The organism is Pseudomonas sp. fls2-241-R2A-110 (assembly GCF_030209165.1).
In the GTDB taxonomy this organism is placed as follows: domain Bacteria; phylum Pseudomonadota; class Gammaproteobacteria; order Pseudomonadales; family Pseudomonadaceae; genus Aquipseudomonas.
In genome coordinates, this window is record NZ_JARVSN010000018.1 from 314451 (window position 1) to 334169 (window position 19719).

General features: G+C 58.2%; 19 protein-coding genes and 1 pseudogene. 8 read left to right on the top strand and 12 right to left on the bottom strand.

Features of this window, described 5'->3' with window-relative positions; translation table 11 throughout:
• Positions 1–119 precede the first annotated feature (119 nt).
• Positions 120–776: a histidinol-phosphatase gene (locus QRN31_RS15500; RefSeq protein ID WP_285432919.1), complete on the top strand. Its 657-nt coding sequence runs from the start codon at positions 120–122 to the stop codon at positions 774–776.
• Between the two features lie 93 nt (positions 777–869).
• Here QRN31_RS15500 and QRN31_RS15505 read toward each other — a convergent pair whose 3' ends face one another.
• Together QRN31_RS15505 and ilvA are read right to left on the bottom strand one after the other, a co-directional pair.
• A complete protein-coding gene (locus tag QRN31_RS15505) occupies positions 870–1295 on the bottom strand; it encodes a DUF2269 domain-containing protein (protein WP_285432921.1) in 426 nt (141 codons plus the stop codon).
• Between the two features lie 39 nt (positions 1296–1334).
• Positions 1335–2849, bottom strand: a complete 1515-nt coding sequence (ilvA, locus tag QRN31_RS15510) for a threonine ammonia-lyase, biosynthetic (RefSeq protein WP_285432923.1) — start codon at positions 2847–2849, stop codon at positions 1335–1337.
• Between the two features lie 145 nt (positions 2850–2994).
• On the opposite strand from ilvA, the gene rpiA reads away from it, so the two are divergent.
• A complete protein-coding gene (gene rpiA, locus QRN31_RS15515) occupies positions 2995–3669 on the top strand; it encodes a ribose-5-phosphate isomerase RpiA (RefSeq protein WP_285432924.1) in 675 nt (224 codons plus the stop codon).
• A gap of 144 nt (positions 3670–3813) precedes the next feature.
• Here the strand turns inward: rpiA and QRN31_RS15520 are convergent, their stop codons facing one another.
• The 4 genes from QRN31_RS15520 to QRN31_RS15535 form a co-directional block, all read right to left on the bottom strand.
• A complete protein-coding gene (locus tag QRN31_RS15520; protein ID WP_285432925.1) occupies positions 3814–4731 on the bottom strand; it encodes an SdiA-regulated domain-containing protein in 918 nt (305 codons plus the stop codon).
• A 103-nt stretch (positions 4732–4834) separates the two neighbouring features.
• Positions 4835–5758 carry an SdiA-regulated domain-containing protein gene (locus QRN31_RS15525; protein WP_285432927.1) on the bottom strand — a complete coding sequence of 308 codons (924 nt, stop codon included), beginning with the start codon at positions 5756–5758 and terminating at the stop codon, positions 4835–4837.
• A 198-nt stretch (positions 5759–5956) separates the two neighbouring features.
• The gene (locus QRN31_RS15530; RefSeq protein WP_285432928.1) at positions 5957–6622 is read right to left on the bottom strand and encodes a fumarylacetoacetate hydrolase family protein; all 666 of its coding nucleotides are present in this window, start codon (positions 6620–6622) and stop codon (positions 5957–5959) included.
• 37 nt (positions 6623–6659) lie between these two features.
• Complete coding sequence (locus tag QRN31_RS15535) at positions 6660–8054, bottom strand: D-2-hydroxyglutarate dehydrogenase (RefSeq protein ID WP_285432929.1); 1395 nt, start codon at positions 8052–8054, stop codon at positions 6660–6662.
• Between the two features lie 200 nt (positions 8055–8254).
• On the opposite strand from QRN31_RS15535, the gene serA reads away from it, so the two are divergent.
• Complete coding sequence (serA, locus tag QRN31_RS15540; RefSeq protein WP_285432930.1) at positions 8255–9484, top strand: phosphoglycerate dehydrogenase; 1230 nt, start codon at positions 8255–8257, stop codon at positions 9482–9484.
• Between the two features lie 182 nt (positions 9485–9666).
• Here the strand turns inward: serA and QRN31_RS15545 are convergent, their stop codons facing one another.
• Positions 9667–9939: a hypothetical protein gene (locus tag QRN31_RS15545; RefSeq protein ID WP_285432932.1), complete on the bottom strand. Its 273-nt coding sequence runs from the start codon at positions 9937–9939 to the stop codon at positions 9667–9669.
• Positions 9940–9941: 2 nt separating this feature from the next.
• The gene (locus QRN31_RS15550) at positions 9942–11711 is read right to left on the bottom strand and encodes an S-type pyocin domain-containing protein (protein WP_285432934.1); all 1770 of its coding nucleotides are present in this window, start codon (positions 11709–11711) and stop codon (positions 9942–9944) included.
• 215 nt (positions 11712–11926) lie between these two features.
• Here QRN31_RS15550 and QRN31_RS31570 point away from each other — a divergent pair.
• Positions 11927–12031 (top strand): annotated as a pseudogene (locus tag QRN31_RS31570) (hypothetical protein); the annotation flags it as partial.
• Positions 12032–12094: 63 nt separating this feature from the next.
• On the opposite strand, the gene QRN31_RS15555 reads toward QRN31_RS31570, so the two are convergent.
• Complete coding sequence (locus QRN31_RS15555; protein WP_285432936.1) at positions 12095–12520, bottom strand: DUF4399 domain-containing protein; 426 nt, start codon at positions 12518–12520, stop codon at positions 12095–12097.
• 136 nt (positions 12521–12656) lie between these two features.
• Between QRN31_RS15555 and QRN31_RS15560 the strand changes: the two genes are divergently transcribed.
• A complete protein-coding gene (locus tag QRN31_RS15560; protein ID WP_285432937.1) occupies positions 12657–13244 on the top strand; it encodes a transporter substrate-binding domain-containing protein in 588 nt (195 codons plus the stop codon).
• Between the two features lie 124 nt (positions 13245–13368).
• Here the strand turns inward: QRN31_RS15560 and QRN31_RS15565 are convergent, their stop codons facing one another.
• Together QRN31_RS15565 and QRN31_RS15570 are read right to left on the bottom strand one after the other, a co-directional pair.
• Complete coding sequence (locus tag QRN31_RS15565; RefSeq protein ID WP_285432939.1) at positions 13369–13854, bottom strand: 2-thiouracil desulfurase family protein; 486 nt, start codon at positions 13852–13854, stop codon at positions 13369–13371.
• Positions 13855–13856: 2 nt separating this feature from the next.
• Positions 13857–14489 carry a 2OG-Fe(II) oxygenase gene (locus QRN31_RS15570; RefSeq protein WP_285432940.1) on the bottom strand — a complete coding sequence of 211 codons (633 nt, stop codon included), beginning with the start codon at positions 14487–14489 and terminating at the stop codon, positions 13857–13859.
• A 123-nt stretch (positions 14490–14612) separates the two neighbouring features.
• Here QRN31_RS15570 and QRN31_RS15575 point away from each other — a divergent pair, with 123 nt between their 5' ends.
• The gene (locus tag QRN31_RS15575; RefSeq protein ID WP_285432941.1) at positions 14613–15365 is read left to right on the top strand and encodes a DUF2059 domain-containing protein; all 753 of its coding nucleotides are present in this window, start codon (positions 14613–14615) and stop codon (positions 15363–15365) included.
• Positions 15366–15485: 120 nt separating this feature from the next.
• Here the strand turns inward: QRN31_RS15575 and bipL are convergent, their stop codons facing one another.
• On the bottom strand, positions 15486–16433 hold the full coding sequence (gene bipL / locus QRN31_RS15580; protein ID WP_285432943.1) for a phospholipase BipL: 948 nt from the start codon (positions 16431–16433) through the stop codon (positions 15486–15488).
• Between the two features lie 96 nt (positions 16434–16529).
• On the opposite strand from bipL, the gene QRN31_RS15585 reads away from it, so the two are divergent.
• A complete protein-coding gene (locus QRN31_RS15585; protein WP_285432944.1) occupies positions 16530–17108 on the top strand; it encodes a DUF6436 domain-containing protein in 579 nt (192 codons plus the stop codon).
• 101 nt (positions 17109–17209) lie between these two features.
• The gene (locus QRN31_RS15590; RefSeq protein WP_285432946.1) at positions 17210–19621 is read left to right on the top strand and encodes a penicillin acylase family protein; all 2412 of its coding nucleotides are present in this window, start codon (positions 17210–17212) and stop codon (positions 19619–19621) included.
• Positions 19622–19719: the final 98 nt, after the last annotated feature.

Sequence of the window (19719 nt, forward strand, 5' to 3'; positions counted from 1 at the left end):
CGCCGCATTGTTCCACAAAGGTTGTGAAGGCAGCAACGAGCCGACCGAGCTTATGTGCACTCTTGTGAAAAGTCCGTATTCTGGGCACCTTTCTACAGACTTTTCAGCGAGTAACTGCAATGCGCCTGGCTTTATTCGACTTGGACAACACCCTCCTGGGCGGCGACAGCGACCACGCCTGGGGCGATTACCTGTGTGAGCGAGGCTTTCTCGACGCCGTGGCCTACAAGGCTCGCAATGACGAGTTCTATCAGGATTACCTGGCCGGCAAGCTGGACAACGACGCTTACCTGAACTTCTGCCTGGAGGTCCTCGGCCGCACCGAGATGGCCACGCTGGACCAATGGCACCTGGATTACATGCGCGATTGCATCGAACCGATCGTGCTGCCCAAGGGCATCGAACTGCTGGCCAAACACCGTGAGGCCGGCGACAAACTGGTGATCATCACGGCCACCAACCGCTTTGTGACCGGGCCGATTGCCCAGCGACTGGGCGTCGAAACCTTGATCGCCACGGAATGCGAAATGGTCGATGGCCGTTATACCGGGCGCAGCACCGATGTTCCGTGCTTTCGCGAAGGCAAGGTGACGCGGCTCAATCGCTGGTTGGAAGAGACCGGGCATTCGTTGGAAGACAGTTACTTCTACAGCGACTCGATGAATGATTTGTCACTTCTGGAGGAAGTGGCGAATCCGGTTGCGGTCGATCCTGATCCGAATCTGCGCGCTGAAGCCGAAAAGCGTGGCTGGCCGGTAATTTCGTTGCGCGACTGAAACTGCTATCGCGAGCAGGCTCACTCCTACAGGGGAACGCATTCCAATGTGGGAGTGAGCCTGCTCGCGATTGGGTCGACTCGGTTTCAAGCCTTAAACAGGCTTGGCACCCATCAATCCGGCAATAGCGATAAAGCAGACAAAGCTGAGCAGCGCGAGGGCGAAAGTGAACTTGCCATTACCGCCCTGCGCCTTGCGCAGCTTGTTAAGCCGCACCAGCAGCCAGAACCAGCCCAAGGCCGCCACGGTGTAGAGCACGCTGGACGCCAGCAACCAGGTCTGTCCCAATGGCCAGCCCACCAGGTGCACCATCCACCATCCCGTGACCGGCATGCTCAGCAATGCCAGCCCCATCAGCAGCCAGATAAGCCCTTGCGGCCGCTGCAATGCGCGCGCGGGAGCCGTCGGATCGCCATTACGCCGCGTGCGCCAGACCCAGATCCCCATGCCCAGTGCACACAGCAGCAACACGACCGTCGACACGACGTGAGCCACTTTCAGGGCGGTTAACGTTTCCATTGTTCGATTTCCTTATGGGCTGCCCATCAGCGTAGCCGCTCAGCCGAGAAACAGCTGATAGGCCGGGTTGTCGCTTTCGTCCCAGTACGGGTAGCCGATTTCCTCAAGTGCTGCCGGCACCAGGTGACGCTCATCGTGCGGCACTTGCAGACCCGCGACCACACGACCATCCGCAGCGCCATGGTTGCGGTAGTGGAACATTGAAATGTTCCAGCGCCCGCCCAGCTTGTTGAGGAAGTTGAACAGCGCACCCGGACGCTCCGGGAACTCGAAGCGCAGAATCACTTCATCGACCACGTGGGCCGCACGACCGCCCACCATATGGCGGATGTGCAGTTTGGCCAGTTCGTTGTCGGTCAGGTCCAGCACCGGGAAACCCTGCTCGCCGAGACTGGCGATCAGTGCGCTGCGCGGGTCGGTTTCCGGATGCGTCTGCACGCCAACAAAGATGTGCGCTTCGCTGCCGGTGTTGTAGCGGTAGTTGAATTCGGTGATCTGGCGCTTGCCGATGGCTTCGCAGAACGCCTTGAAACTGCCCGGTTTCTCAGGGATGGTCACCGCAATAATGGCTTCACGGCCCTCGCCCAGCTCGGCGCGCTCGGCGACATGGCGCAAGCGGTCGAAGTTGACGTTGGCGCCCGAGTCGATGGCCACGAAGGTCTGCCCGGTGACACCATTGAGCTCGACGTACTTCTTGATCCCCGCCACGCCCAACGCTCCGGCAGGTTCAGTGATCGAGCGGGTATCGTCGTAGATGTCCTTGATTGCCGCGCAGATCTCGTCAGTGCTGACGGTGATGACATCATCGACATAGTCTTTGCAGATATCGAAGGTGTGCTGACCGATCTGGGCCACCGCAACGCCATCGGCAAAGATACCCACGGTCGGCAGAATCACGCGCTCACCGGCTGCCATGGCGGCTTGCAGGCAGTTGGAGTCATCCGGCTCGACGCCGATGATCTTGATGTCCGGGCGCAGGTATTTCACATACGCCGCGATGCCGGCGATCAGGCCGCCGCCACCGACCGGAACGAAAATCGCGTCCAGACGCCCCGGGTGCTGACGCAGAATTTCCATCGCCACCGTGCCCTGCCCGGCAATGGTATGCGGATCGTCATACGGGTGGATGTAGACGTAGCCTTTTTCGTCGACCAGTTTCAGCGAGTAGGCCAGGGCTTCGGGGAATGAATCCCCGTGCAGCACCACTTTGCCGCCACGGGAGCGCACGCCTTCGACTTTGATTTCCGGGGTGGTCTTGGGCATCACGATGGTGGCTTTCACGCCCAGCACTTTCGCCGCCAGGGCCAGGCCTTGCGCGTGATTGCCCGCCGATGCGGTGACCACGCCGCGTGCGCGCTCTTCATCGCTCAGCTGCGTGAGCTTGTTGTAGGCGCCGCGAATCTTGAACGAGAACACCGGCTGCAAGTCTTCGCGCTTGAGCCAGATACTGTTGCCCAGCCGCTCGGAGAGCTGACGGGCAGTCTGCAATGGGGTTTCTACGGCAACGTCATAAACGCGCGAGGTGAGGATCTTTTTGACGTACTGTTCGAGCATCGGAAAGCATCACTGAGCGGGTTGGGCAGGGCCAACGAGTCTAACCCGCCTTTCGGCCGGGCGACCACACGAATCCAGAGGTTTTAGCCGGGCAAGGGGCTATAATGCCGGCCTTTCCGTTCCCCTTGCCCGCTTCGGAGCCCGCATGACCCAGGATCAACTCAAACAGGCAGTGGCTCAGGCCGCCGTCGACTTCATCCTCCCGAAACTCGACGACAAGAGCATCGTCGGGGTCGGCACCGGCTCCACCGCCAACTGCTTCATCGATGCCCTGGCCCAGCACAAGGGCGCGTTTGATGGCGCCGTCGCCAGCTCCGAAGCCACCGCCGCCCGCCTCAAGGGCCACGGCATTCCGGTGTATGAACTGAACACCGTCAGCGACCTGGAGTTCTACGTCGACGGCGCCGACGAAAGTGACGAGCACTTGCACCTGATCAAGGGCGGCGGCGCAGCCCTGACCCGCGAAAAGATTGTGGCCGCCGTGGCCAAGACTTTCATCTGCATCGCCGACGCCAGCAAACTGGTACCGGTACTCGGCGCGTTCCCGCTGCCGGTCGAAGTGATCCCGATGGCCCGCAGCCACGTGGCCCGCGAACTGGTGAAACTTGGCGGCGACCCGGTTTACCGTGAAGGCGTGCTGACCGACAACGGCAACATCATCCTCGACGTCTTCAACATGCAGATCACCAACCCGGTAGAGCTGGAGAAGCAGATCAACGCCATTGTTGGCGTGGTCACCAACGGCTTGTTCGCGGCACGTCCGGCGGATCTGCTGCTGCTGGGCACCAGCGAAGGCGTGAAAACCCTGCGCGCCCAATAAGTGAAATCGCCTGGATTCATCGGCGAATGAATGACCTGTGGGAGCGGGCTTGCCCGCGATGGCGGCCTATCAGTCATAATCTTTATCGACTGACACGGCCTCATCGCGGGCAAGCCCGCTCCCACAGTGGTTTTGGGGTGTTGCTCAGGGCTGTGCTGGTTTTTTGAAGACGTAGAACAGGTTGGGTTCGCTCACCAGGTACAGGTTGCCGTCGTCGTCCATGGCGATGCCCTCCGCTTGCGGCACTGAGTTTTCCAGCCCTTGACGCCCCTTGCTCAGGGACAGGGTGCTGAGTGGTCGCCCATCGACATCCAGCTCCAGAATCAATCGCGACTCGTCGGACAGCGCCAGTAAATGGCCGCTGCGCTTGTCGTATTGCAGGCTCGACAGGTCTCGCACGAACATTCCGGCATCACGCTTGGGGTTGTTGACCACGTGCACGGCGTAGGATTTCTCCGGGTTGTAATGCGGGAAGCCCTGCACCTCGTAGATCAACATCGGGTCGCGCTCCTTGGCCACAAACAGACGCTTGCCCACCGAGTCGTAAGCCAGGCCTTCGAAGCCCTTGTTGCTGCCCATGTGCACGCCGAGGATCATCTGCTCGGCATCCGCAGCATCGAGGAACGCCGTGTCCTTCTCAAGGTGAATCTTGATCAGCCGTTGCTGGCTCTCGTCGGTGATCACGTAGGTGTCGGCGCTGATGAATTCCACCGCTTCCGGGTCGCCAAAACCAATCAACGCCACGCGCCGCAGGATTTTGCCTTCAAGGGACAGCTCGACCAGCTCTGATTTTTTGTTGGTGACCGTAAACAGGCTTTTACGCACCGGATCAAACGTCAGCGCGGAGACATTATCGTCCAGCCCGTCGATCACCCGCGCGTCAATGTCCACTCGGAATTGATCCAGACCGATGGATTCGCTGCTCTGCGGCTGCCAAAGCGTATTCAGGTTGAACCACGCACGCTCGAACAAGCGCATGTATTGGCCGACCGCAACCAGAGCGATCAGCGTAATCACTGACAGGATCAAAAGGAGGGGTTTGGGACGCGCAAGTCGACGCATTCAGGCGAGCTCGAAAACAAAACGGGCGGATGAAATATCACGCCCGTGTGAACTCAAGCTTAATGGCCAGTGGCTTGCGACCACAACAGCAGGATTGTGGCGATTACTTCTGTTTTTCGAAGCGGTAAAACAGGTTCGGTTCACTCACCATATACAAGTTACCCGCCTCGTCCATGGTCACGCCTTCGGCGCGTGGAATGGTGTTCTTCAGGCCGTTGAAGCCACCCAACAGGGCGATGAAACTGACTTGTTCGCCCTTTTTGTCCAGCTCCATCAACATGTGAGAGTCGGCGGACAGCACCAGCATGTGGCCGGTGCGCGGGTCGATGGCCAGGGCCGACAAGTTGCGCATGTCCAGCGCATGGCTGGCCAGCTTCAGCTTGTCACCGGTAAGGACTCGGCCGTCACCTTTCCAGGCAAACAATGCCGGCGGACGCTCTTCGCCCAGCAGCAGCTGCTGGTTTTGAGAATCCCAGGTGACACCTTCAAAGGCCTTGTTCTGGTCTTTCGAAGGCCCAAGATCGTACTTCGTAAAATTGGCGATGTTCAATTCACGGGTGTCGGCATCGACCTTGACGATAGTAATCAAGTGCGAGCGCTCATCGACAATCGCCAGCAGGCCATTGCCCAGTACGGTAACGCCTTCCGGGTTGCTCCAGCCCACCAAGGGCATTTTGCGCAGCACGTCGCCTTGCAGGGTCAGCTCGACGAGGAACGGGTTCTTGCCCATGACCGAAAACAGAGTCTTGGTCTGTGGATCGTAGGCCAGGTCCGAGGCTTCGTCCTTTTCCATACCCGGCAGCAATTTACCGTCGATCACCGCTCGGTAATCCGGTAGCCAGACACTGGCCTGACGCTCGGCCGGGCTCTTGAATTGCTCTTTCACCCAGAGCACGCCGCGATCATCCCAATGCATCGCAAAGGCGACGCCGTATGCGACGGCCGCCACCAGCAGCCAGATATACCAACGCAAGACGAACCGTGAGCGACGGGCAGTTTTGAAAGTGGGCAGCGGTTGGGTGGCCATTCAGGTTCCGTTCCAGAAATTCAGGCTAAAGGTAATAGCACAAGTGGGCCGGCTGGGAGGCCCGGATCCGCGGAATTATCCAGAGACGATGTGAAAAAAACGGCAAATGGCGGATGACCCTTCCGCCGCTAGACCTGATACCACAAGAAACCAATGTGAGAGCGAGCCCGCTCCCACACAGGGTTTGCGGTGTTTCGGTTAGCGCACGCTGCTGGTGAAGCTGCTGACACCCGGCAATTCCAGCACGATGTCATCACCAACATTCAACGGACCCACGCCCACCGGAGTGCCCGTCAGGATCACATCACCGGCCTGCAGCGAGAAACAGCCGGCCATGTACTGGATCATCGGCACGATCGGGTTGAGCATGTCTTTGCTGTTGCCATCCTGACGCACTTCGCCGTTGATGGTCAGGCGGATACCGATGTCGGTCAGGTCGGCAAAGGTGCTGCCGGCCACGAACGGCGCAATCACTGCCGCACCGTCGAAGGACTTGGCGATTTCCCATGGCAAGCCTTTGGATTTCAGCTCGGCCTGCTTGTCGCGCAGGGTCAGGTCCAGGGCCGGGGCAAAACCGGAAATCGCATCCAGCACTTCTTCACGGCTTGGCTTGGTCGACAAAGGCTTGCCGATCAACACGGCAATTTCCGCTTCGTAATGCACCGAACCGCGCTCGGTCGGAATGCTGAAACTGCCTTCCAGCGGCACCACGCAACTGCCCGGCTTGATGAACAGCAGTGGCTCGGTAGGCACCGGGTTGTCCAGTTCCTTGGCGTGTTCGGCGTAGTTGCGGCCGATGCACACCACTTTCCCCAGCGGGAAATGAATTCGCGTGCCGTCGACATACTGGTGCTGATAGCTCATTGACCGACTCCTGGTTCGTAGCGCTTAAGTTCGAAAGTCAAACAGCGAAAATTTTGCCCGGGTTCATGATGCCATTCGGGTCGAACACCGCCTTGACCGCTTTCATGTACTCGATCTCGACCGGCGAGCGGCTATAGGTCAGGTAATCACGCTTGGTCATGCCCACGCCGTGTTCGGCGGAGATCGAACCGTTGTACTTCTCGACGGTTTCGAACACCCACTTGTTCACGGTGGCGCACTTGGCGAAGAACTCGTCCTTGCTCAGGTTATCCGGCTTGAGGATGTTCAAGTGCAGGTTGCCGTCGCCGATGTGACCGAACCAGACGATTTCGAAGTCTGGGTAGTGTTCACCGACGATCGCGTCGATTTCCTTCAGGAACGCCGGGACTTTCGATACGGTGACCGAAATGTCGTTCTTGTACGGCGTCCAGTGCGAAATGGTTTCGGAAATATATTCGCGCAGCTTCCACAGGTTCTGCAGTTGGGTTTCGCTCTGACTCATCACGCCGTCCAGCACCCAGCCCTGCTCGACGCAGTGTTCGAAGGTTTCCAGGGCGTGGTTGGCCACTTCTTCGGTGGTCGCTTCGAATTCCAGCAGCGCGTAGAACGGGCAGCCGGTTTCGAATGGCGCTGGCACGTCACCGCGCGCCATGACCTTGGCCAAGGCCTTGTCGGAGAAGAATTCGAAGGCGGTCAGGTCGAGCTTGCTCTGGAAGGCGTGCAGAACCGGCATGATCGAGTCGAAATCGGTGGTGCCGAGCACCATCGCGGTGAGGTTTTTCGGGGCACGGTCCAGGCGCATGGTCGCTTCGACCACAAAACCGAGGGTGCCTTCAGCGCCGATGAACAGCTGACGCATGTCGTAGCCGGTGGCGTTCTTGATCAGGTCGCGGTTCAGCTCAAGCAGATCGCCCTTGCCGGTGACGACCTTCATGCCAGCCACCCAGTTGCGGGTCATGCCGTAGCGAATCACCTTGATCCCGCCGGCATTGGTGCCGATATTGCCGCCAATCTGGCTGGAACCCGCCGAAGCGAAGTCCACCGGGTAATACAGGCCTTTCTCTTCGGCGACGTTCTGCAAGTGTTCGGTGACCACGCCAGGCTGGCAGACCGCGGTGCGGTCGGTCATGTTCACTTCGAGAATCTGGTTCATGTAGTCGAAGGACACAACGACTTCGCCATTGGCGGCGACCGCTGCGGCGGAAAGCCCGGTGCGACCACCGGATGGCACCAGCGCCACCTTGTGTTCATTGGCCCAGCGCACAATGGCCTGGACCTGCTCGGTAGTCTTGGGGAACACAATGGCGGTCGGGGCCGGGGCGAAATGCTTGGTCCAATCCTTACCGTAAGCATTCAGGGAGTCGGCATCGGTCAGCACCTTGCCAGGCTCAACCAGGGTCTTCAGCTCTTCAATCAAGGCAGGATTGGTCATCGACAGAACTCTCGAACAATTCATGGTCATCCTGAGAACGCTTCACGTCGCAGGAATGAGTGTTTAGCGGGGTGCATATGCTAGCATACCGACCCCGCAGCATAGTGCCCAACGGCCTTCTGCGGCGACGGCATTCTTGCCGTCCGGGTCAGCGTCTGCTGGCTTCCTGCCATTTTTCTCCGGGATACAGGTTTACGCAGATGAGCAAGACTTCTCTCGATAAGAGCAAGATCAAGTTCCTTCTTCTCGAAGGCGTCCACCAATCGGCTGTCGACGTCCTCAAGGCGGCGGGCTACACCAGCATCGAGTACCTTACAGGTTCTCTGCCGGAAGCCCAGCTCAAGGAAAAGATCGCTGATGCGCACTTCATCGGCATTCGCTCCCGTACTCAACTGACCGAAGAGATCTTCGATCACGCGAAGAAACTGGTCGCTGTCGGCTGTTTCTGCATCGGTACCAACCAGGTCGACCTGAACGCTGCTCGCGAACGCGGTATCGCGGTATTCAACGCGCCGTACTCCAACACTCGCTCCGTTGCCGAGCTGGTGCTGGCCGAAGCGATCCTGTTGCTGCGCGGCATCCCTGAGAAGAACGCTTCCTGCCACCGTGGCGGCTGGATCAAGAGCGCTGCCAACTCCTTCGAAATCCGCGGCAAGAAGCTGGGCATCGTCGGTTACGGTTCGATCGGTACTCAATTGTCGGTCCTGGCTGAAGGCCTGGGCATGCAGGTGTACTTCTACGACACCGTGACCAAGCTGCCACTGGGTAACGCCACCCAGGTCGGCAACCTGCACGAACTGCTGGGCATGTCCGACATCGTCACCCTGCACGTTCCGGAAACCGCGGCGACCCAGTGGATGATCGGCGAGAAGGAAATCCGCGCCATCAAGAAGGGCGGCATCCTGATCAATGCTGCGCGCGGCACCGTGGTCGAGCTGCAAGCCCTGGCGGACGCGATCAAGGACAAGCACCTGATCGGCGCGGCCATCGACGTGTTCCCGGTGGAGCCTCGCTCCAACGACGAAGAGTTCGAAAGCCCGCTGCGTGGCCTGGACAACGTGATCCTGACCCCGCACATCGGCGGCTCCACCGCTGAGGCGCAAGCCAACATCGGTCTGGAAGTGGCGGAAAAACTGGTCAAGTACAGCGACAACGGTACGTCGGTATCGTCGGTTAACTTCCCGGAAGTGGCCCTGCCGGCTCACCCTGGCAAGCACCGTTTGCTGCACATCCACGAAAACATCCCGGGTGTGATGAGCGAGATCAACAAGGTCTTCGCCGAAAACGGCATCAACATCTCCGGTCAGTTCCTGCAGACCAACGAGAAAGTCGGCTATGTGGTAATCGACGTCGACGCTGAGTACTCGGAAATGGCGCAAGAGAAGCTGCAGCACATCAACGGCACCATCCGTTGCCGCGTTCTGTTCTGATAGCGACTTGAGCGACAAAAAAAGGGAGCCTTAGGGCTCCCTTTTTCATGCACTTGTCCCGAACAATCGTAAACCTATCTCTAAACTAGACAGAATCCAATCACCAACATCAGGAAGCCGGACGTCCTCGAAACAATAGATATTGTTTATCGCCCCCTAAAGTCGACAGACGCTTCGCAATATCAATCAAAAGTATATTTTCCCTCTAGCATGAATGCCGGCTCTCTCCAGTTGATGCCCCTGACAATTCCGGTGCCATTAGATTTTATAAAGCCCGCGTCACACATTTCCCAGACGATTTTCAATAGCCCCATATTATCCGCCACATGCGCCCAATTAGCCTGGTTGTAGAGACCATCAAGCCGAGGAAAAGAGATGCCCAATTCATTCTTGGTAAGAAATAGAATTACCTCTTCAGGCTTCTCGTTGAGAACAGCTTTTTCTATAACGCTCATTATTATATTCCTCCCAGTTGTTCGTACTCTCTATCCGCTTGCTTTCTGTGCGCCTCTAAAGCTTCAAGCGTATAGAGCAACTCGAAACTATCTTTTAGTTTGTAATCCTCCAGTGTCGCTGCGTGGGTGTTATTCCAAATGGCACCTTCATCATTCGGATTTACACCGTCAGCCACCCCTAATGTTCTGAAACGTTCAAGCTCTCTCAACTCATGAGTATAGAAACGTTTGTCCATGGACGTGACTACCAATTTACCTTGGTGAATTTTTTCCAAGCGATCAATCATGATGGCATTGGCATCCGAAGGACCGAATCGGCCCGTATGCACTTTCACTAGGTCGATACCCGCTTGAGTTACGGTCGCACTCGTCCAATCGAGATCCAGAATTGGACCTCCCGCTTTGGCAGGATTGAAAAGTCGGCCGCTGTACTTCCCTCTCGTGGTAGCCCCTTCATAAGGGCTATTGAAAACAACATAAATCGGCGGCAAGCCGCTGTTGATCGGGAAGCAATAAATACAATCCCTGAAATCCGGTAACTCGGACGCAGGCAATGGTTCCGGCTGCACGAGTAGTGGCAACAGCTCAACACCCGTGTAACGCGGCACTTCCACGGGCCTGGCAGGTGAAGTTGTCGAACTGTTACCCCAGTGGATAATTGGAAAACTGAGGGTGATGGGCGGTGTGTCGGCGGAGGTGAAACTGTAGCTGTTCGTCTTCAGGTCGAACTCCAGCGCTCGAACTGGTACCGCTGGCGAAACGCTTCCTCCCTTCGGTGTTGCAACGAGCGTGTATTGGCCAAGGTCACCATAAATCCGATAGGGAAGATCAATGGTTCCTTCGACAGCGGCGATTTCGTTCAGGTTAGTCGGTGCACCTGGCAAGACTGCACTACCCGATAATTTGAGAACCGTTTGAGGATATCGCTCGCCGTTACCCAGAGCCGGTGAATAGAGCAAAGTGCCGATCCCGATCGCCGTCGCTCGACTGAGAAGTGCTTCTCCCAAACCTGTCAACAACAGAGTGCCTTTACGGATCGCGGCCTCGAAGGTCCAACCGTCCGTGTTTTGGAGAGTGGCGGCACCCGCCACAGTTACCACCTGTGCGGATTGACTAAAGGTTAAATTGAAGCTGTAGGCAGTTTCACCTCTAGCCAAAGCAGAATGGATCGCAGCATCTATTGCTGGCGAAGCGTCCTCTAAAATGGAAACAGCTTCGGCAAGGATTCGTTTAACGTAGGCGGCTGTCAGCGATCTCAGAAAATTTTCGTAATAGCCTCGGCGTTCTTCCTCGTCTTCTGCCGTATCCAAACTAGCGGCGAATGCCTCGGCATTTTCCATACTGCCCAATGACAATAAATCTACGCCAGCAAATATATTCGCCTCATACCAACTTCTATTCATTTTGATTTGTTGCAGAAGCTCGACAACAACCACTTTCTTTTTTAAAGTACCCTCCAGATCATTAAATGGATGGGTGTCAACAGCTGAACTTAAGCGCTCCTCTATTTCACTTCGCACACTCGCCGTGCTATTCGAAAAAACGCTTCCTATCTGATCTTGCACCGAGTGCCCTATGGCTACCAACTTTGAGTATGCGTCGCGCTCTCTATCGATAGTTTCAATACGGTAAGCCACAGTGACTTCCGGGAGAGTTCCGTCCCAGTTTAGAGCGCTGTCTAAACCTGAAATATATCCTGGATATTTTTTGTCTTCATTGAGCAAATCGCCCGACGATTTCAAAGGCGGAGGAAAAGTGATAGATTTTTGCATGCAGCATCCCTTGCAATAAATTGAATTCCCTTTGGTAAAAACACCTAAGTTATGCCGCAACAACGGCACCCTATCAACAGTAAAATTTTTACTGCATATTCCGTGATTAAAAATTACGTAAAACTCAATACAACTACTATCTATAGTAAAAAGTCTTACATCAAAAAATCCGATTTCCGGCAGAAATTCTTTGGTGGATTCTGCAGACCAACTAGAAAGTCGGCTATGTGGTAATCGACGTCGACGCCGAGTACTCGGAAATGGCGCAAGAGAAGCTGCAGCACATCATCGGCACCATCCGTTGCCGTGTGTTGTTCTGATAGCGGCTTGAGCGACAAAAAAAAGGAGCCCTTCGGGGCTCCTTTTTCATAGGCGCTACACTGTCACTTAACGTTGACGGTGATCTGCTTCGACACGATTGGCGGATCGAACGGCATGTGGCCGCTGTCGCCCAACTCCAGCTGCAAGGTGTGCTTGCCCGGCGTCAATTTGATTTCAGCCTGGGTCTGCGCCTTGCCGAAGTGCATGTGGTTGGCATCATTCGGAATCGGCGCGCCGGCGGCAGGCAGCTTGTCGACATCGATCAGCAGGTGGTGGTGACCGGTGTTCTTGGTCACGTCGCCGGCCGGAGCCAGCGCGATATCCTTGACGCCGAATTTGACGGTGAAGGTTTCCGAGACCGTGGCGCCGTCTGCGGGAGATACGATGAACACCTCTGCACCCTTGGGGGCAGGCGTAGCCGCCGTCGCCAGCATCGAAGCACTCAGCAATAGCCCGGCGAATGCTGCTCGTGACATAAACGTTTTCATTCTCTTCTCCAGTTTTTCCGTAAAATCGGCGTGGCCATGACAACTTCACGGCCATTTGTTGTCGAAGGCACTCGACAACCATAGCAAAGCGAGCCTGACTCAGAGCATCGCAATAAATGTATTCAAAGGAGTGACCATGCGCCTTTTGCCTGGCCTGATCTGCCTGCTACCCCTTTTGAGCCCTCTGGCTCATGCCGAACTGATTGACGATATAAATGACCGTGGCGAGCTGCGCATTGCCCTTGAGGCTAATACACCGCCGTTCAATTTCAAGGACGACGGCAAACTCACAGGCTTCGAAGTCGAACTGGGCCAAATGCTGGCCAGTGAACTGGATGTGCGAACGGACTTCGTCGTGACTGACTCCAGCGACCTGTTGTCCGGAGTTGAAACCGGCAAGTACGACATCGCCATCAACCACATAGAAATGACCCCGGATTTGAAGGATCGTTTCGACTTCACCGAACCTTACATTCGCACCCATGCGCAATTGATCGCGCAGAAAGACGACACACCGCGTTCAATCCTGCTGGTGCAGTCGCTGACGGAAGAAAAACCCAAAGTCGCCCCGGCCGTGAGCCTGGCGATTCCGTTTCAGAAGGGTAACCCGGCGTTCCACGCCAGCCTGGAAAACGCCTTGCAGCGGATCAAGACGGATGGGCGACTGCAGAAGCTGGAGAAGAAATGGTTTGGTGCGCAGGCGAGCGAAGAGTCCAAACCATAAGACGCTGTAAATCTAATGTGGGAGCGGGCTTGCTCGCGAATGCGGTGTGTCAGTTGATAGAGATGTCGACTGACACACCGCATTCGCGAGCAAGCCCGCTCCCACAGGGGTTCTATGCAGGACGTCAGGTCAGGGTTGCCAAGGCAGCAGCCGCTTCGGCCAGCTCCAGCTCACTGAACACTTGAACGCCATGGCGCCTGAGCAACGCCGCCGTTACCCCTTCGCCACGGACCTTCACGCCGCTGAACGTCCCGTCATACGTGAACAGATTCCCGCAAGACGGGCTGTTGGCCTTGAGCACCGCAATGCGGATGCCGTGCTTTTGCACCAACTCCAACGCCTGATAAGCGCCCGACAAAAACGCCGCACTGACATCCTCGCCCTCGGTCGTGATCACTGACGCCTGGCCATCGAGCACCTCACCGCCCTGCCCGCCCGGGATTTCGGCCGCCGCTCTGGGCGTCGGCAAGCCTCCAGCGACTTCCGGGCACAACGGCACGACGCGACCTTCGTCGAGCCACTGTTGAAGCTGATCAAACGGCCCGCTCGCCCCGCCGTCGTAACGTACGCGGTGGCCCAACAGGCAGCGGCTTACCAGAATTTTCTGCATGCTCAGAACGGCTCGTTACCACGGCGCCGGAACCAGCCCGTCAATGACAGGCGATCCCGGGTCGCGGGCAGGACTTCATGGGGCACCTCACCCGACAGAAACACCACCAGGCATCCGCCAGTGGGCACCACATCGTGCTCGACGCCGCCCTCCAGGTACATGCGCAGCTGACCACCGTGCTCGGGCAACCAGGCATCATTGAGGTAGATCACCGCTGACACCATGCGCCGATCGTCATCGCGAAAACGGTCGACATGCTTGAGGTAGAAGGCGCCGGGCGGATACAGCGCGAAATGGCTTTCAAAGTCTTCCAGGCCCAGGAACAACCCGCGATTCATCGCCTCGCGCAGACTGTCCATCAAGCTCAGATAACGGTCGCAGGCTTCAGCCTCGCCGGGTTCAAGCCATTGAATATGGTCGCCACGAATCCCCTCGCGAATTTCCGACGTCGGCCCGCGCCCGACCGCTGCAGGGGCCAACTCGCCTTCGGCAGCACGTTTACGGCACTCAGCCGCCAACACTCGGGTCAGATCCAGAGGCAGGAAGATATTCTGCTGCGACCAGCCGCGTTCGGCCAAGTCGTCGACGATACGTAACAGCAGCGGTTGATCAGAGGATATTTGCATGGCGCGCATAGTATTCCTGTGCCTGCAAATCCGACAGAGCCGCGCAGCGGAGGATTTATCGGATTACTGATACGAATTCTCGACAAGTACGAAAGCCGCACGGAGAATAGTCGCCTGCTGACAGGAGTCCCTATGCGCCGTTTGCTTTTTTCACTGCTGATACTCTGTGCTTTGCCCGCATGGGCAGACGGCCACGACCAGTTGTACAAGGTCGCCGGTTGGCCAGATCAGCGCGCGCATTTCAACGACGCGCTCTCGGCGGCGCAGCAGCGCTACCAGAACAGCCTGCCACCGGCGGTGTTTCAGGCCCTGGTCAACAACAGCAATCAGCGTTTCGCTCCTCAGGCGGTGGATCAACGCGCCGAAGCACAACTGCGCAAAAGCCTCACCGATCCGAATCCCGCACTGACCTTCTTTCAATCCCCCTTGGGCAAAAAAATCGTCGCCGCCGAACTGCTGGCGACCCGTCGCGATCAGCTGGCGAAAAATGCCAAGGGGTTACCCAAGATTCAAGCCAGTGACAGCCGCACGCTGATCATCGGCCATCTGGCCCAGGCCCTGCCCGCCCGCGAGGCCGGTGCAGAAGTCAGCCTGGCGATTGCTGGCGTCGCAGCGGACAGCCTCAGTTCGATGATTCCCGGTTTGCTCGGCAATGGTCAGGCGCAAGGCATGCTCAATGGTCAGCGCCAGCGCTTGATGGACCAGATCGGCGCTGACTTGAACAACACGCTGCTGTATGTCTATCGCGATCTGTCGGATGAAGAACTGGAAGAGTTCGCCACGTTTGCCGAGTCCGCCGAGGGCAAGGCTTATTATCAGGCAGCGTTGGCGGCGATTCGGGCGGGGCTGGCGGTGGGGCAGGAGACGTCGAGTCTTTCCCAGTAATCTTTGGCGCCTGATAAATCGCTATCGCGAGCAAGCTCGCTCCCACAGTTGACCGAGTTGTCCAGACGTACTCGGTCTAATGTGGGAGCGAGCTTGCTCGCGATGAGGCCCTGACAGTCGCTAAAGATTCCGCCCTTTGATCCGCTTGCTCAGAAACCCGAAATACTCCTCCCGCAACGCCAGCGTCTCGTTCGCCAAATGATGCCGCGCCTCAGGCAGCATCAGCACCTGCGGCCGATCAAACTTGGCCTTCAACACCTCAAGGTTGTGCTCCCAATCCACCGTCATGTCCGATTGCCCCTGCACGATCAGTGGCCGGCGCGGACTGTTTGGCGCGGCCTCGATGCGTTTGATCCACCGCGCCAGCGCACCGACCCAGGCAGTCGGCAACCTTAGTGGTTGCAACGGATCGGCTTGCAGGAAAGGCAAGAAGTCAGGGTCGTTGGAGTTCTCGCTGAAGCGTCGGGCGATCGCTTTGACGAAGGGTTTGAGCAGGTAATAGCTGAGCTGCGACCAGCCCCAGGCGCGTGGCCGAACCAGTGGCGAGAGCAAAATCAGCTGCCCCTGGGCCGGACTGCTCGCTCCTTGATTCAGCACATGATCGATCACGATCGCCCCGCCGGTACTTTGCCCGCACAAGTGCCACGGCTGCGGCAAATCGAGGGCCACGGCGTCGGCGAACAACCCTTGCAGGGTGTGCTGATACTCGGCGAAATCCTTGATGCTGGCCCGCTCGCCACTGGACAAACCATGGCCTGGCAAGTCGCAGGCAATCACCGCAAAGCCTTGATCAAGTGCCCACTCGATCACATGCCGATAGAGCCCGGTGTGATCGTAAAAGCCGTGGAACAGAAACAGCGTCGCTTTCGCTCGCTCGGGCCACCAGACCTGGCTGACCACCTGATAGCCATCGACCTCGAAACGCCCAAGCCCCCGACGCAGCGTTCGCCCGGCGAATTCGAGCCCGTAGAAACGCTGGTACACCAGGGCTTCTGCCGAAAGCGGCTGCCACTCGGCCAATGGCCTCAAGCTGGCGCGCAGATGATCGGGGTCGAAAGTGGCAGGCATGTACTATTCCAGACGCTAAACAGACTTTATGGGCCTGCGATATTCATCTGTCGCGGCAAGCATGGCAAGCTAGCCGACCTTCGAGGATTGAAACCCATGCGCCCGGCCTTTCGCACCACACTGCTTGCCAGCCTGCTCGCCCTCGTGTGTGCCGGCGTATTGTGGGCTGCGTATGACTGGTTCCAGGGTCGCTACCTGCGCGCGTTCAGCTCACACACCGCCGTCTTCTCTGGCGATCCGCTGCGCCTGCCCGACGACCTCGCCGGCCCCGGCCCCATCCGCCTGGTGCATTTCTGGGACCCTGCCTGCCCGTGCAATGTCGGCAACCAACAACACCTGACCGAACTGGTTGAGCAGTATGCGTCGCGCGGCGTCGAGTTTTATTCGGTACAAAAGCCCGGCAGTCATGGTCAGTTGCCCAGCACCCTGAGCCGCCTGAAACCCATCACCGTGCTCCCGGGCTCCGAACAGATCCCCGCCAGCCCTGCGGTGGCGATCTGGGACCGCAGCGGCAAACTGGCGTATTTCGGCCCGTACAGCGAAGGCCTGACCTGCAATTCGAACAACAGCTTTATCGAACCCATTCTGCAAGCACTGAGCGAAGGTCGCGCGGTGGGCGCCACCCATACGCTGGCCGTCGGTTGCTACTGCCCTTGGCAAGCGGATGTGAAGTAAGGCATTCCTGACTTTTCCAGGACCGCGATGCCCGGCACAGGAGGTCTGTGCTACATGTTGCTGCCCGCGAGGGCGGCAATCCCGAAGAACAAGGAGTCTCCATGAAACGCGTCCTGACCGTACTTGTATTGCTGATCGTCACGCTCGTCATCGGGGTTGGCGGGTACGTGTACATCAAGCAGCCGACGCGCCAGGGCCAAGTGGAACTTCAGCGCCTGCAAGGTTCGGTAACGGTGCGCTACGACGAGCGCGGCGTGCCGCACATCCGCGCCGAAAACGAAACCGATCTTTACCGCACACTCGGCTATGTGCAGGCCCAGGACCGGCTGTTCCAGATGGAAGCCATGCGCCGCCTCGCCCGGGGCGAACTGGCCGAAGTGCTCGGCCCGAAACTGCTGGACACCGACAAACTGTTCCGCAGCCTGCGCATTCGTGAACGCGCCGAAAGCTACGTGGCCGCCCTGGATCATCAGTCACCGGCGTGGAAGGCGCTGGAAGCCTATCTGGATGGCATCAATCAATATCAGGACACTCACGCAGCGCCCATCGAGTTCGATGTGCTGGGCATCCACAAGCGTCCTTTCACGGCGCAAGACAGCATCAGTGTTGCCGGCTACATGGCTTACAGCTTTGCCGCAGCGTTTCGCACCGAACCGTTATTGACCTACGTGCGCGATCAACTGGGCGCCGAGTACCTGAACATTTTTGACCTCGACTGGCAGCCCAAAGGAGTGCTGGCCAAGACCCGTCCAACTACCGCCCCCGCGCTTGCCGCCGGTGACTGGAAAGACCTGAACGCCCTCGCCCGCCTGAGTGAACAGGCCCTGGCCGAAAACGGCTTGCCGCAATTCGAGGGCAGCAACGCCTGGGTGATTTCCGGTAACCGCAGCAAAAGCGGCAAGCCGCTGCTGGCCGGTGATCCGCACATTCGCTTCTCGGTGCCGTCGGTGTGGTACGAAGCGCAATTGTCGGCACCGGGCTTTGAGCTATACGGACATCACCAGGCGCTGGTGCCGTTCGCCTTTCTCGGCCACAACCTGGATTTCGGCTGGAGCCTGACCATGTTCCAGAACGATGACCTCGACCTGATTGCCGAGAAGATCAACCCGGACAACCCGAACCAGGTCTGGTATCGCGGCAATTGGGTGGACATGGTCAACACCGAGCAACAGATCGCAGTGAAAGGTCAGGCGCCGGTCACGCTGACGCTGCGCCAGTCACCCCACGGCCCGATCATCAATGATGTACTCGGCACTGCCGCCGGCAAGACACCGATCGCCATGTGGTGGGCGTTCCTTGAAACACCCAACCCGATCCTCGATGGCTTCTACCAGCTCAACCGCGCCGACACCCTGGCCAAGGCGCGCGCCGCAGCGGCCAAGGTTCAGGCGCCGGGGTTGAACATCGTCTATGCCAACGCCAAGGGCGATATTGGCTGGTGGGCCTCGGCGCTGCTGCCCAAGCGTGCGGCTGGAGTGAAGCCCGGTTTCATCCTCGATGGCAGCACCAATCAGGCGGACAAGGAAGGTTTCTACCCGTTCAGCGCCAACCCCCAGGAAGAAAACCCGGCGCGTGGCTATATCGTTTCGGCCAACTTCCAGCCTGTGTCACCAACCGGCATGGAGATTCCCGGTTACTACAACCTCGCCGATCGCGGCCAGCAACTTAATCGCCAGCTCGGCGACAAGAGCGTGAAGTGGGACAACGACGCCAACCAGAAACTGCAACTGGGCACCACCACCGCCTATGGCCCTCGCCTGCTGGCGCCGTTGTTGCCGGTACTGCGTGAAGTGGTGAGCGATCCGGCCGAACTCAAACTGGTCGAGCAACTGGCCCAATGGCGAGGCGATTACCCGCTTGAGTCGACCAGCGCCACGTTGTTCAACCAGTTCCTGTTCAATCTGGCCGACGCAACGATGCACGATGAACTGGGCAACGATTTTTTCGAAACCCTGCTTTCGACCCGAGTGATAGATGCCGCGTTGCCGCGACTGGCGGCCAACCCCGATTCGCCCTGGTGGGACAACCGCAACACCCTCGGCAAGGAAACCCGCGCCGACACGGTCAAGGTCGCGTGGCAGGCGAGCATCGCCCATCTCAAGACCGTCCTGGGACCTGACTTCACCCAATGGCAATGGGGCAAGGCCCACACCCTGACGCATGGCCATCCGCTGGGGACGCAAAAGCCGCTGGACCGGATTTTCAACGTCGGCCCGTTCGCGGCGCCCGGCACCCACGAAGTGCCAAACAACCTCTCCGCCAAGATCGGCCCGGCACCATGGCCGGTGACTTACGGACCATCAACTCGGCGCCTGGTCGATTTTTCCGATCCGGCCCACAGCCTGACCATCAACCCGGTCGGCCAGAGCGGCGTGCCGTTCGACAGCCACTATGAGGATCAGTCCGAGGCGTATGTCGAAGGGATTTACTACCAGGCGCATTTCAATGAAGAAGAGGTGACGGCCAATACGCGCAGTACGTTGAAGTTTTTGCCGGCGCGGGCAGCACCTTAGATTTTTGTTGGCTGGGCTGGCCCCATCGCGAGCAGGCTCGCTCCCACAATTGAAATGCATTCCAATGTGGGAGCGAGCCTGCTCGCGATGGGGCCCTG